At 59.5% G+C, this 12,877-nt stretch carries 12 protein-coding genes; 4 read left to right on the forward strand and 8 right to left on the reverse strand.

Features of this window, described 5'->3' with window-relative positions; genetic code table 11:
* Window positions 1–71: 71 nt before the first annotated feature.
* The gene (locus tag QQF73_RS02185) at window positions 72–1,145 is read left to right on the forward strand and encodes a 3-deoxy-7-phosphoheptulonate synthase (RefSeq protein WP_425607946.1); all 1,074 of its coding nucleotides are present in this window, start codon (window positions 72–74) and stop codon (window positions 1,143–1,145) included.
* On the opposite strand, the gene QQF73_RS02190 is transcribed toward QQF73_RS02185, so the two are convergent.
* The gene (locus QQF73_RS02190; RefSeq protein WP_219867062.1) at window positions 1,090–1,761 is read right to left on the reverse strand and encodes a LysE family translocator; all 672 of its coding nucleotides are present in this window, start codon (window positions 1,759–1,761) and stop codon (window positions 1,090–1,092) included. The two genes, QQF73_RS02185 and QQF73_RS02190, sit on opposite strands and share 56 nt — an antisense overlap.
* A gap of 181 nt (window positions 1,762–1,942) precedes the next feature.
* Here QQF73_RS02190 and QQF73_RS02195 point away from each other — a divergent pair, with 181 nt between their 5' ends.
* Together QQF73_RS02195 and QQF73_RS02200 are read left to right on the forward strand one after the other, a co-directional pair.
* Window positions 1,943–3,397: a dihydrolipoyl dehydrogenase gene (locus QQF73_RS02195; protein ID WP_285367082.1), complete on the forward strand. Its 1,455-nt coding sequence runs from the start codon at window positions 1,943–1,945 to the stop codon at window positions 3,395–3,397.
* Between the two features lie 223 nt (window positions 3,398–3,620).
* The gene (locus tag QQF73_RS02200) at window positions 3,621–4,094 is read left to right on the forward strand and encodes a Dps family protein (RefSeq protein WP_219867060.1); all 474 of its coding nucleotides are present in this window, start codon (window positions 3,621–3,623) and stop codon (window positions 4,092–4,094) included.
* A gap of 78 nt (window positions 4,095–4,172) precedes the next feature.
* Here QQF73_RS02200 and QQF73_RS02205 read toward each other — a convergent pair whose 3' ends face one another.
* From QQF73_RS02205 to QQF73_RS02235, 7 genes are all read right to left on the reverse strand, one after another.
* Window positions 4,173–5,333, reverse strand: coding sequence for an NAD(P)/FAD-dependent oxidoreductase (locus tag QQF73_RS02205; protein WP_285367083.1), 1,161 nt, complete (start codon window positions 5,331–5,333; stop codon window positions 4,173–4,175).
* Complete coding sequence (locus QQF73_RS02210) at window positions 5,333–6,646, reverse strand: SAM-dependent methyltransferase (protein ID WP_219867058.1); 1,314 nt, start codon at window positions 6,644–6,646, stop codon at window positions 5,333–5,335. Before QQF73_RS02210 ends, QQF73_RS02205 begins: the two co-directional genes overlap by 1 nt.
* Window positions 6,647–6,875: 229 nt before the next feature.
* Window positions 6,876–8,171, reverse strand: coding sequence for a TRAP transporter large permease (locus QQF73_RS02215; RefSeq protein ID WP_219867057.1), 1,296 nt, complete (start codon window positions 8,169–8,171; stop codon window positions 6,876–6,878).
* Entirely contained in the window at window positions 8,168–8,713 is a 546-nt protein-coding gene (locus QQF73_RS02220) for a TRAP transporter small permease subunit (RefSeq protein WP_219867056.1), read from the reverse strand. The genes QQF73_RS02215 and QQF73_RS02220 overlap by 4 nt, the downstream gene beginning before the upstream one ends.
* A 101-nt stretch (window positions 8,714–8,814) precedes the next feature.
* A complete protein-coding gene (locus QQF73_RS02225) occupies window positions 8,815–9,891 on the reverse strand; it encodes a TRAP transporter substrate-binding protein (protein ID WP_219867055.1) in 1,077 nt (358 codons plus the stop codon).
* 143 nt (window positions 9,892–10,034) lie between these two features.
* Entirely contained in the window at window positions 10,035–10,493 is a 459-nt protein-coding gene (locus QQF73_RS02230) for an ATPase (RefSeq protein WP_219867054.1), read from the reverse strand.
* Window positions 10,494–10,548: 55 nt separating this feature from the next.
* Complete coding sequence (locus tag QQF73_RS02235; protein ID WP_285367084.1) at window positions 10,549–11,649, reverse strand: acyltransferase family protein; 1,101 nt, start codon at window positions 11,647–11,649, stop codon at window positions 10,549–10,551.
* Between the two features lie 151 nt (window positions 11,650–11,800).
* Between QQF73_RS02235 and QQF73_RS02240 the strand changes: the two genes are divergently transcribed.
* A complete protein-coding gene (locus tag QQF73_RS02240) occupies window positions 11,801–12,868 on the forward strand; it encodes a beta-N-acetylglucosaminidase domain-containing protein (protein ID WP_285367085.1) in 1,068 nt (355 codons plus the stop codon).
* The last annotated feature ends 9 nt before the right edge of the window (window positions 12,869–12,877 follow it).

Here is a 12,877-nt window from a genome sequence, read left to right on the forward strand (position 1 = left end):
CTCAAAAAGCCCCGACTGGTAGCCCAGCCGGGGCTTTTTCGATTCTGATACAGGGAAACAGGAACAGTGATATGAACATGCCGCCCAGCACTGACGCTCTAGAGGCCACTGATGCAATGAGCGAGGCCGCGCCCGATGCCGCACCAGAGCTTCGCCAGGAAGTGGCTTTGCCCACTCCCGCCGCCCTGCGCCAGCAACTTCCGGTTGATCTCTCGCTGGCCAGACAGATTGCCGGCAAGCGCGAGGCGATCCGCAAGGTCCTGCGGGGGGAGGATGACCGGACCCTGATCGTAATGGGGCCTTGTTCCATTCACGATGAAGTGGCGGCGTTGGAATACGGTGAAAAACTCAAAGCCCTGTCGGATGCGGTGAGCGGCCGGTTCCTCATTGTGATGCGAGCGTACCTCGAGAAACCACGAACCACCGTAGGCTGGAAAGGTCTGCTCTACGATCCCGAGCGGACCGGATCCGGCGATCTGAATGCCGGGCTGGTGCGCTCCCGCCGGTTGCTGCTGAACCTCTCCGAGATGGGCCTGCCGCTGGCGACCGAGGCGCTCAGCCCCTTTGCAATGGACTACCTGGGTGATCTGGTTAGCTGGACGGCCATCGGCGCCCGCACCACCGAATCCCAGATTCACCGGGAGCTGGTCAGCGGACTGCCCATGCCGGTCGGCTTCAAAAACGGAACCGATGGGAGCATCGGGGTGGCGGCGAATGCCATGAAGTCCGCCGCCCACTCCCATCACCACATGGGGGTTTCCAACACCGGTGCGCCGGTAATGATTACTACCGCGGGCAATCCCGATACCCATCTGGTGCTGCGCGGCGGTCGGGGCGTGACCAATTACGATGCGGACAGCATTGCGGCGGCGATCCGGTCCCTGTCGGATGCCGGGCTGTCGTCCGCGATAATGGTCGATTGCAGTCACGACAACGCCTGCAAGCAGGCTGAGCGTCAGTTGGACATTGCCCGGCAGGTGATGGCCCAGCGCAAAGCCGGCAATGCCCATGTACGGGGTCTGATGCTGGAAAGTTTCCTGGAGCCCGGCCGACAAAATGACGGTGACGACCTGGTTTACGGTTGCTCCATCACCGATCCGTGCCTGGGGTGGGACCAGACGGAGGCTCTGATCCGCTCACTGTAGAAAGCAGGAGCTGACCGGCCAACAGCAGCAGAACGCCGCCCATCATGCGGTCGAGCCAGTGTCCGAACCGATTGAAGCCGCGGCGGACCCGGGGCAGGGTAAAAAACACGGCCACCAGAGCAAACCACAGCGCCGTGGCGGCGGCCATGTAGAGACCGTAACCGGCCTGCAGCGCAATGGGCGTGCCCGGATTGATCACGACGGAAAATAGTGACACGAAGAACAGCGTGGCCTTGGGATTCAGCGCGTTGGTCAGGAAGCCGAGGCGCAGGGCCGCAATCCTCGACTGTGCCGCTCCGGGGCCAGCGTCGACGTAGATGCCATTGGCGCGGGACCGCAGGCACTGCACCGCAATCCAGGTCAGGTACAGGGCGCCGACCACTTTCAGGATGTTGAACAGCCATACAGACTGTTGAATGATCAGGCCTATGCCCAGCAACGAGTAGGCCACATGCAACAGAATGCCCAGGCCGATGCCGACGGCGGTGAGAAGGGCGTTTTTCCGGCTCTGGCTGAGTGCCTGCCTGAGCATCACCGCAAAATCCGGCCCCGGGCTGGCGACTGCCAACAGGTGCACGAGGGCCACGGTCAGGAATTCCGGCCAATAGCTTTGCACGTCATTGTTCCCCTGATCTTCTGGTTCTTGAAGCCACAGCTTAAGCCAATTCATCGGTGATTTCTCGTGCGCGCAACCGCAATCGGTCAGCCGCGGGCAGTCGATACTTCTATACTGTTGAATGGTTATAGACCCACCTCTGCCCGCCACGCTGGATGGGCGGCTGCAAGGAGATGTCAGAATGGAAAAGCGAGAAGTCGACGTTGCCATCATCGGAGTGGGTACCGCCGGCATGGTGGCGTACCAGCGAGTTCGGAAAGTCACCGATCGGGTCCTGCTGATCGAAGCAAACCGTTACGGAACCACCTGCGCGAGGGTCGGGTGCATGCCGAGCAAGCTGCTGATCGCGGCCGCCGATAATGCCAATCAGATGGCCAAGGCACCTTTATTTGGTGTTTCAGCCGGCAGTATCCGGATTGATGGCAGGGCGGTCATGAAACGGGTCCGTCAGGAGCGGGACCGCTTCGTCGCCTCGGTAGTGGACTCGGTCGACAAATTTCCTGACGCCCATCGCCTGTTCGGGCACGCCCGGTTCGCCGGTCCGCACCGGTTGATGGTCGAGGTTGGCAATGGTGAAGAGCAGGAAGTTCGGGCGGGGCGCATAATCATTGCCACTGGGTCCCGGCCGAATATCCCGGGTTTTCTGAAAGAGGCCAAGGACCGGTTGGTGGTCAACGACGATCTGTTCGAATGGCAGGATCTGCCGGAATCCGTGGCCGTATTCGGCCCCGGCGTCATCGGTCTTGAACTTGGTCAGGCACTGGGTCGTCTCGGAGTCCGGGTCAGGATGTTCGGGGTCGGTGGTGCCATAGGGTCCATCCAGGACGAATCGATCCGGCAGTACGCGCTGGAAGCCTTCAACCGGGAGTTTCCGCTCGATCCGGACGCCGATGTCCGGAAGGTTGAGTGCACCGGCGAGGGTGTCAGGATAAGCTTCCGCGACCCGGACCGGGGTGCCGTGACTGAAACCTTTGAGTACCTGCTGGCTGCAACGGGCCGGCGCCCCAATGTCGATGGGTTGGACCTCCAGAATGCCGACATCGAACTGGACGACCAGGGCATGCCCCTGTTCGATCCCCATACCCTCCGGTGCGGAGACAGCCACATCTTCATTGCCGGCGATGCCAACAATGCCCTGCCGTTGTTGCACGAAGCCGCAGATGAGGGACGCATTGCCGGTGACAACGCCGCCACCTACCCGGACGTTCGGGCCGGTCTGCGGCGGACGCCGCTGTCGGTGGTATTCACCGATCCCCAGATTGCCTCGATCGGCCTGACCATTGATCAGGTGGATGAGCGGTGTCGGGGGTGCTTCGCGGTCGGCGAGGTCTCGTTCGAGGATCAGGGCAGGAGCCGGGTCATCGGCAAGAATGTGGGCCTATTGAGGGTCTATGGCGAGCACGGCACGGGGTTGTTGATGGGAGCCGAGATGTTCGGCCCTGCCGCCGAGCACATTGCCCATTTACTGGCCTGGTCGGTGCAGCGCCGGCTGGCGGTCAGTGAGATCCTCGAAATGCCGTTCTACCATCCCGTGATCGAAGAAGGCCTGCGCACCGCCTTGAAACAGCTGAATCGCAACCTCAGTATTGGCCCTGAGCCGGCTGAAGGCTGCACCGAGTGTGGGCCGGGCGTCTAGCGGCCCAAAGGCTTTCATGGAAGAAATGGGCGACGCTAAAGGCCACGGTAAAGTGGGTGAGTGCGAACGTCAGGGTCTTTGATAATCATCAGCTATGCGAATCGTAAAATAGATAGTGATACCGTGAGGCTATCGATGGGATTGGCGAACTCCACTTCCTGTATCCGGATGGCCCTTTTACAGTGGACACCATAGTAATCAACCACCGTTAAGGAGGCTCACGATGGGCAAGAACTTTATTGGCCTGGACACGGAAAAGACCGAACAGCTGGCAGGTTCACTGAACGACCTGCTCTCCAACTACCAGATTTTCTACATGAACGTGCGCGGTTACCACTGGAACATCAAAGGTGACAACTTTTTCGAGTTACATGTGAAATTCGAGGAACTGTATGACGACCTTCTGCTCAAGATCGATGAGATTGCAGAGCGCGTGCTGACGCTCGGGCATCGGCCGGCACACGCCTACAGCACTTACATCGAGAAGTCGGAAGTGCCCGAGCGCAAGGACGTGTCTGATGGCCGGGAGGCGATGGAAAACATCGTCGACAGCTTCGCCAAGTTGATTGGCAAGCAGCGCAAACTGCTAAGCCTTGCCGGCGATGCCGAGGACGAGGGCACGGTCGCCCTGATGAGCGATTACATATCCCAGCAGGAGAAAACCGTCTGGATGTATCGCAGTTACCTCGGCCACTAAGTCCGACACAACTGCAGAAGGGGCGCCGGTATGGCGCCCTTTTTGTGGGGTTTCCGAACTCGAGCCACGCCCTGCGGACTAGACCGCCGAGGTCATTGAGCCGGTAGCGGAGTCGTCGAAGCGCACGTCCAGTGGCGGTACCTGTTGGTGCAGGAACCACTTCTCCGTGACCACCTTCCGCGTAAACCATTGCGAGCGCATCAGTGTGCTGGCCAAAGGCATCTTGACCCAGTCCGGTACCTGCCAGCCTTGGTCCATATCGGTGGCGCGGTTGCCAAAGCGTTCGGCAATGGCATCGCCGTAGACCTGCAGCGACGATGCGGAGTAGTCCGCGGCGTGAAGTATGACGTCGGCCGCCATCAGCGCCGACTCAACCGCAGGCCGTATACCCTCGCCACTCTGGGTGTATGCCAGTCCAGCGGAGTCGCCAATCAGCAGGACGCCATCGTCTACCAGTGGCCGCTCGGCGTGGGCGTACAACAAATAGGCATGGCCTTTGAACCGCCCCGGCAGGTCTTCTGGAATGCGCCCTGAGTCTTTCATGTCCTGAACAAAACTTTCCAAATGCTCGGTCAGCTTGTGATTGTCCTCGCGCCCGAGTCCGATGTTCAGATAGTTGCCCTTCCTGAACACCCAGGCGTAGCCCTTGAGGTCCCGACAGAACCAGAGCTCCGGCGTGTCACCCCGGGCTTGGCACGCCTGGGCCTGCTCCGGTGTCATCTCGAACTCCACTTCCTTGGCGGCCACCACAGTCTCGTGGCTTCCGGGGCCCTCGCCCAGTAACCGCGCAACCGGGCAGAAGTGGCCACCGGCTCCAACTACCAGGGGGGCTTCCCAGGTATTGTTGATCTGCCAGTTACCAGCTTTGCGGACAATGCTTTTGACCGGCGTGGACAGAATTTTCCGTACCGTCACCCGATCGAGCAGGTAGTCGTCAAATTCACAGCGACGAATACCGTAGCTGACCACCTCGCCGTGGTCGTTCTCCACGGCGGGCTGCCCCATCATGCCGATGCGAAAGCGCCGAATCGGCTGCAGCGTTCGAACCCGGCGATAGTCTTCCTTATCAATGTGCAGGGTTTCCATGACCGCCGGTGTCACCCAGCCGGCGCAGGTCTTGTCCCTCGGGAAATCCTGTTTGTCGATGACCAGAATACGCTTGCCGCTGTCCTGCAGGCTGTGGGCAAGAGTCGAGCCGGCCGGCCCGGCACCGACAATAATCAGATCGTAGTATTCCATCAGACGTTCTCCGGCGCTGCGGGACGGGTGTAAAGGTCCTTCCGGTTCTGCGGCAGGTCATTATTCGTGCCGTGGGTGAACACAACCTGAAACAGCTGCAGGGAGCCGGCGCGGAATGCGGCAATGGAGCCGGCCAGGTACATCCGCCAGGCACGGGTAAAGTGCTCATCGTACATTTCCGATACGGTGTCCTGATTCTCGTTGAACCGCTCCATCCAGTGCGTCAGGGTCTGGGCATAGTGCAGACGGAGGTTTTCGACATCCAGGACCGAGAAGTCACCCTGTTCACAGATCTCTATGAATTCACCGATGCTCGGTGGATAGGCGCCAGGGAAAATCCGTTTCTCGATCCATGCATTCATCAGCATGGGGCGATTCCGGCCGATGCTGTGAAGCAGCGCCATCCCGCCTGGCTTGAGGCTGCGCTTGATCAGCTCGGCCAGTGCCGGGTAATTTTCCTTGCCCACGTGTTCCAGCATTCCGATTGAGACGAAGGCGTCGTACTGGCCCTCGATATTCCGGTAGTCGTCCTCCACGTAATCAATCAGGTGATCCAGCTCCTGCCGACGGGCTTCTGCGCGGGCATAGGCAAGCTGTTCCCGGGAAATGTTGTAGGAGTGCACCTTCACCCCATAATGGCGGGCCATGTAGCGGGCCAGTCCGCCCCAGCCACAGCCGGCTTCCACCACCGTCATGCCGGGCTTCAGCCGCAGCTTGCGACAGACGTGCTCCAGCTTGGCAAGTTGGGCCTGTTCCAGGGTCAGATCCGGTTGCTCATAATAGGCGCAGGTGTACTGCATTTCAGCGCGATCCAGCCACAGCTGGTAGAACTCGTTGCCAAGATCGTAGTGGTGGTGGATGTTTTCCCTGGCTTCCGAGATGCCCGTGGATCTCGGATTGTGGTTGCGCCAGAGTGCATCGAGCCATCTTGGCCATTTCTGGCGGGCCGCGTGGACCGACCGGTACAGGGTTTCCATCAGATCCGGCAGTTCGCCTTCCACCTCCAGGCGACCGGCGCTGTAAAGGTCGCCGAACGCGAGATTGGGGTTGGCCACCAGCGTGTACAGGGCCTTCGGATCAGTCAGACGCAGGACAAACCGGGCCTCCTGTCCCTCGGGTTCGATCACATCGCCGTTCCACAACCGGAACCGGAGGGGCGGTGAGCCTGCCATACGCATCAGTTTGGCGACGAGCCAGCGTTCGTAATGGTGCGGTTGCCGATCGGTCTGGGTTTCTTCCAGTGGCAGGGTCAGCACGTGTGCCTTGTGTTCGGGATCTGTGCGCTCGGTTTTTTGGGCAGTGCTCTGAGTCATGGGTCCTTCTCTCCCTTCCTGTCTACTCTCAACATCACTGTCACGGATGACGACTTTTCCTAAGGGCTTGTCCCGACTACCGATCTGAGAATCGCCGGTGCTGTTCTCAGTATAGGAAACGTTCAGAGTTTGTCAGGTTCGGGGGAAATTCCGGGGGGAACCGCGCAAAGAAGGCCGGTTTTTCACGAAGAGGGAGAAAAACCGGGCTCAGGGGCCCGGTTTTCGGAGGTCAGTAAGTGGCGCTCATCCCGAACCACTCGGGGAAGATCACAATCATCGCCAGTACCAGTATCTGGATCAGGATGAATGGGATGATGCCGCGGTATATATCGATGGTTTTCACCTCCGGCGGCGCCACCCCTTTCAGGTAGAACAGCGAGAACCCGAAGGGGGGGGTCAGGAAGCTGGTCTGCAGGTTCATGGCGATCAGGATGGCGAACCACAGCATGTTGATGCCCATGGCTTCGGCTACCGGCGCCAGGATTGGCACGATGATGAAGGAAATCTCCACGAAGTCGATGAAGAAGCCCAGGATCAGGATGACCAGCATCGACAGAATGATGAAGCCCCACTCGTTGCCCGGCAGGGCATGTAGCCAGTCCTCCAGCAGGTAGTCGCCACCGGTGTAACTGAACACCATGGAGAAGGCGGTCGCACCGATCAGGATGGCAAACACCATGGCGGTGACCTTCACGGTGTCCTTGGAGCTGTCCCAGATCATCTGGAACGAGAACTGCCGATAGATGATGGCCAGAACAACGGCGCCGACGCCGCCAAGCGCGGAGGACTCGGTCGGGGTGGCAATACCGCTGAAGATGGAGCCCAGCACTACAATGATCAATGTCAGCGGCGGAACGATCGCCAGCAGTGCGGACACGACCTCCTGTTTGCGGGAGCGGGTCGGGTCGGCCGGCATGGCGGGTGCGGTCTCCGGTTTCAGGCGGGTCATGATCAGGATGTAGATGATATAAAGGCTAACCAATACCACGCCCGGCCACACCGCGGCCTTGAACAGGTCGCCCACGGGCAGACCGATGACATCACCAAGGATGATCAGGATGATTGACGGAGGCACGATCTGGCCCAGGGTACCGGACGCGCAGATGGTGCCGGTGCTCAGGCGCTTGTCATACTTGTGCGCCAGCATGACCGGCAGAGAGATCAGGCCCATGGCCACCACACTGGCCCCCACCACACCGGTGGACGCGGCAAGCAGGGCGCCCACCAGAATGGTGGAGATGGCAAGCCCGCCGGGCAAGCCGCCAAAGAGGCGCCCCATGGAGGTGAGCAGCTGCTCAGCCAGCCGGGTGCGCTGCAGGACAACCCCCATGAAAATGAACAGGGGCACCGCCATCAGCACGGTATTCTGCATCACACTCATGATGCGGAACGGCATGAATGCGAACAAATCCATGCCTTCGGAGTAGATGCCGAAAAACAGCGCGACACCGCCGAAGGTGAACGCCACCGGAAAACCCAGCATCAGCATCAGCATCGCGACGCCGAACATAATCATACCGATCATGCCAGACCTCCTGCGCTGTGCTCGCTTGAGTAGCTTTTCTCGCCCGACAGGACGCGGATAGCGTAAGTGATCATGCCAATGCCGCTGGTTGCGATAAAGAACGCGGTGATGGGGATGATCGACTTGATGAGATAGCGATGGGGCAGGCCGCCGGGATCGCCGCTGCCTTCACCCATGTTGTAGGAATCCAGCGCGAAACTGTAGCCGTAGGTCCCGATCAGGTAGGCAAACGGGATGACAAAGATCACAGCGCCCACCATATTGACCCAGGCTTTCGCCGTGTTGTTCCAGTTGGTGTAGAAGACGTCGACCCGAACATGACCGTCCGTGCGCAATGCGTAAGGGATACCAAATAGAAAGACGATGGAATATAGATGCCATTCCATTTCCTGCATGCCAATCGATACTTCGTTGAATGCGTAGCGGGAAACCACGTCGTAAAATACGTTGGCTGCCATCAGTATCATTGCGATACAGGCGATCCAGCCACAGAGGTTGGACAACCGGGTCAGGCCCTCGTCCAGTTTGATAATCCACCGCATTGATAATCCTCCGCCAAGCGGGTTGGCGCTTTTTCAGCTGCTATAAACGACAAAACCGGGACCCCTCAGAGAGCGATCCCGGCTCAGTACTGGCCGTTATCTTACTCGACTTCGGCCATTGTGTTGAGGTAAGCGCGCTCGGAAATGTCCGTGTAAGCGCGGCTCATCTCCAGGTAGTCTTCCTGAGACTCAACGATCTTGCTGGCGAGTTCATCACCTGCAGCGGCTTCGTTCAGAAGCTTCTGGTTGGCCTCATACATGGCATGGAAAACTTCCTTCGGGAAAGTCTTGATCTGCACGTCCGGATGCTCTTGCTTGATGCTGGCCCAGGCCTTGGCGTTTTCGTGCTGGGATTCGATCAGCATGTCATAGGCCGCGGTACGCATGGAGATGCGCAGGATTTCCTGCAGGTCGGCGGGCAGTTTTTCCCAGACCTTCTTGTTGACCAGGAACTGCAGCTCGGTCGCCGGCTCGTGCCAGCCGGTGTAGTAGTAGTCAGCAATCTGCTGGAAACCCAGACGCAGATCCAGAGCCGGACCTACCCACTCAGCCGCATCGATGGTGTTACGCTCAAGCGCGGTGTACAGCTCGCCCGGGGCGATGTTGGTGGGGCTGACACCGACCTCGGCGAAAACCTCGCCAGCGAAGCCGGGAATCCGCATCTTCAGGCCCTGAAGGTCGTCGACCGACTTGATTTCCTTGCGGAACCAGCCGCCCATCTGGATGCCGGTGTTGCCGCCCGGGAAGGACATCAGGTTGTGCGGTTCATACACTTCCTGCATCAGGTCCATGCCGTCGCCGTAGTAGAACCAGGCGTATTGCTCCAGTGCCGTCATGCCGAAGGGCATGCTGGTAAAGAACAGGGTGTTCGGTACCTTGCCTTTCCAGTAGTAAGAGGCGGAGTGGCCCATGTCGTACTGGCCGGCTTTGACCATGTCGAACACACCGAACGGTGCCTTGTGCTTGTTGGCGGAATCGATGCGGATGCGCAGGCGGCCATCGGACATCTTCTCGGCCATGGCCGCCATGTTCTTGGTGGCGTCACCAAAGATCGGGAAATTTGGGCCCCAGGTTTCTGCGAGACGGAGAGTAAACGTTTCCTGTGCGAATGCCTGTGAGGCGGCAAAGGTAGTTGCCACAGCCAGCACAGCCGCGGAAAGAACAGAACGGATCTTCATTGCTCTTCTATCCTCTTATCATTTTTGTATTTAGAGCGCCTTCCTTTGGGAAGGGACAACTCTTAACGGTAGTTCAAGTTAACAATTATCGTTAGGAAACGGAATGAAAAACCCGGTCACTACGACGTAGGTCGTAGGGCCTGCTAAACATCATCCATCCGGCCTATCTGGCGCGCGAGCCGCATCGCCTCATGTTCTTCGAGCGCCTTGAGATCTTCCAGCAAGGTTTTGGCCTCGGGTATCTCCGCCTTGCCGATCAGAGCGTCGTAAAGGTCCATGACCTGGTCGTGGAAATCAAATATTTCCCGTTCGATGCCGTCAAAATCCAGATCTGCATAGTGGGTATCGCAAGTGCGATGGGATTTGATCGGCTTGTGACTGGCATAGTCGTACAGTCGGGTTTTCATCGCCTTGGCGTCCGCCTGTTTTTCAAACTCGGCGACGGCCTGCTCCAGCTTGGCTTCGTGGCTGCTGACGTAATCGAGCAGCGCACTGGCCCTCTCATTGGTATTCAGGGCGGCCGATTCGTGCAGGCACTCGGCCAGGTAGGCGTGAAGCTGGCGGGTCCAGTCGATGAGATCCTCGAAGGTTTTGATTTCCATGGCAAACTCCTTGGGCCGGGTTTGTCGTTTCCTGATGATTTGTCTTTCAGTCTAGTCAAGAATCTGCCGGGTCGCGTCGGGGTGACAGCGGCACGGTGCTGTTAAACCGGGAGGGCGAAACCGGCAGGTAAACCGCTTCGGCCTTGCGTCGCCACGTCCGGAATCTGGCGAGTGACGGCTTTTCCACCGAATAGTGGATGGCGCTGGCCAGGGCCAGAGCAGTTGTCAGTGCCAGTATCACGCCCAGCCAGCCGGGCAGGCCGGCCTCGTAGCTCCAGCCGATCACCCCGTAGCCGATGTTCTGGTGCACCAGGTAGAGGCTGTAGGACAGGCTGCCCAGCCAGAGCATAGGGCGATTCGACAGCCAGTTCATGCGCCCGGCCACCGCCAGGGCGAACACCGCAAAGCAACCCAGCACGAACAGGCTGTAAGGCAGTTTATAGGCAACCAGGCCGTGGCCGATACTCAGGGCCAGAAGGGTGTTGTCGAACGCCGATCCGCCTCCGTAGCGGTGCCGACGGTAAATCAGCATGCCGGCGACGAACAGGGGCGCATACTTGACAAACAACAGGTCCTTGACGAGAAACTCCAGCTCCGGTGGTATCTGTTTCCACCACAACGCCCCGGCATAGGAGACAATCACCCAGGCGGCGAGCGCGAGCCGGAGGTGCTGCCAACGGCGCAAGCCAAAGAACAGGAGCGCCATCCAGCTGTAGAAGGTGACTTCCACCACCAGGCTCCAGTAGGCGCCATCGACGTGGGCCTTGCCGAAGTATTCGTGCAGCAGGGTGGTGTTCAGAAGGGCAACTTCGAGTGGGACCGCCCGGCTCTCGGGACCGAGCCAATGCACGGACAAAAAGGTAAGGACAATGGCGGCCCAGAGTGCAGGCAGCAAACGGAAGGCGCGGGCCAGCCCGAACCAGCTGGCTTTGCTGGTGCGCTCCAGGGTCATGAAGATCACAAAGCCGCTCAGAATAAAGAACAGGTGGACTCCATAACGGCCGAAGAGCAGAGTGGCTGTGGCGGCCTCGGGCAGTTCAAACCCGTGGCCATAGAGCTTGTCGTAGTATGGCAGGTAATGAAACAGCACCACGGCCAGAGCGGCGAGGCCGCGCAGGGCATCAAGGCTGGCTAGTCGGCTGGGTGATGAGGCCATGAATCGCTTCCCGTTGGATGAAGCTATAATAGCCTGCTTTGCCGGGCGGCAATACGGTTTGGAACTACCATTTGCTTGCGGCGCCTATACGATGTGTTAATAGATGCCGGGCCGGGACTCCGGCTCCGGGACAACGCAAGGAGTTGCTGTCATGACTACCCCACTCGGCGTGATTGAAGGCTTTTACGGCCCCCTGTGGAACTGGCAGGAGCGCCGTCAGCTGGTACGCTCACTGGCTCCCCACGGCTACAGGTTCTATCTGTATGCGCCCAAGGCCGATGCCTTCCTACGGCGTCGCTGGCAGGAACCGCATCCGCCGGCACTTGCGGCCGAGTTGGCCGAGTTCGGTCGTTTTTGCCGGTCCGAAGGAGTGCGATTCGGCATCGGCTTGAGCCCGTTCGAAATCTTCAACAACTTTAACGAACAGGCCCGGGAAGCCCTGGCGGCCAAACTTAGCTGGCTGGACCGCATCGGCATCGATGAGCTGGCGATCCTGTTTGACGACATGCGCTCCGGCGCGCCAGATCTGGCCCAGACCCAGGCCGATATTGTGCACTGGGTCCGGGAGCGAACCTCGGCTGGCCAGATCAGCATCTGCCCCAGCTACTATTCGGACGATCCGGTGCTGGACCGGGTCTTCGGAGAGCGGCCGTCCGATTACCTGGTGACCCTGGGGCGCAAGCTCGATCATTCTGTGAATATTTTCTGGACCGGGGAGGAGGTCTGCTCGAGGGAGATCTCGCCGGGACATCTGAAGCGGATCGGGAATTTGCTGGGGCGCAAACCGGTGTTGTGGGACAACTACCCAGTAAATGATGGCGATCGGATGTCCCAGCACCTGCATCTGCGTGGCTTTACCGGGAGACCGGCGGCGAATGCGGCCCACCTTACCGGCCACGGAATCAATCCGGCGTTGCAACCGACACTGACGGCCATTCCGGCCATCACACTGGCTGAATCCTACCGGCTGGGGCCCGAGTACCAGTACGGTCAGGCCTTTCGTCACGCAGCCCGTGAAATACTGGGGCGGGAGCTGGCGGAGCAGATCCACACCGACCTGCTGGTGTTGCAGGATGGGGGGCTGGGTCGAATCGGGGATGAAAAGCGCCAAAGTCTGTTGCGAACCTACGACGCTTTCGACCATCCGGCGGCCAATGAAATCCTGCGCTGGCTGATGGGGGAATTCCAGGTTACCGATGAGATGGTGGCCACCCAGTAGGCCGGACCC

The sequence above is a fragment of the Marinobacter albus genome, from assembly GCF_030238305.1.
GTDB lineage: Bacteria > Pseudomonadota > Gammaproteobacteria > Pseudomonadales > Oleiphilaceae > Marinobacter > Marinobacter albus.

What these genes read in the sequence shown, in the direction of transcription:
- QQF73_RS02185 (WP_425607946.1), top strand. Translation starts at nt 72, where the DNA reads ATGAACATGCCGCCCAGCACTGACGCTCTAGAGGCCACTGATGCAATG.
- QQF73_RS02200 (WP_219867060.1), top strand. Translation starts at nt 3,621, where the DNA reads ATGGGCAAGAACTTTATTGGCCTGGACACGGAAAAGACCGAACAGCTG.
- QQF73_RS02235 (WP_285367084.1), bottom strand. Translation starts at nt 11,649, where the DNA reads ATGGCCTCATCACCCAGCCGACTAGCCAGCCTTGATGCCCTGCGCGGC.
- QQF73_RS02215 (WP_219867057.1), bottom strand. Translation starts at nt 8,171, where the DNA reads ATGATCGGTATGATTATGTTCGGCGTCGCGATGCTGATGCTGATGCTG.
- QQF73_RS02210 (WP_219867058.1), bottom strand. Translation starts at nt 6,646, where the DNA reads ATGACTCAGAGCACTGCCCAAAAAACCGAGCGCACAGATCCCGAACAC.
- QQF73_RS02240 (WP_285367085.1), top strand. Translation starts at nt 11,801, where the DNA reads ATGACTACCCCACTCGGCGTGATTGAAGGCTTTTACGGCCCCCTGTGG.
- QQF73_RS02225 (WP_219867055.1), bottom strand. Translation starts at nt 9,891, where the DNA reads ATGAAGATCCGTTCTGTTCTTTCCGCGGCTGTGCTGGCTGTGGCAACT.
- QQF73_RS02220 (WP_219867056.1), bottom strand. Translation starts at nt 8,713, where the DNA reads ATGCGGTGGATTATCAAACTGGACGAGGGCCTGACCCGGTTGTCCAAC.
- QQF73_RS02230 (WP_219867054.1), bottom strand. Translation starts at nt 10,493, where the DNA reads ATGGAAATCAAAACCTTCGAGGATCTCATCGACTGGACCCGCCAGCTT.
- QQF73_RS02195 (WP_285367082.1), top strand. Translation starts at nt 1,943, where the DNA reads ATGGAAAAGCGAGAAGTCGACGTTGCCATCATCGGAGTGGGTACCGCC.
- QQF73_RS02205 (WP_285367083.1), bottom strand. Translation starts at nt 5,333, where the DNA reads ATGGAATACTACGATCTGATTATTGTCGGTGCCGGGCCGGCCGGCTCG.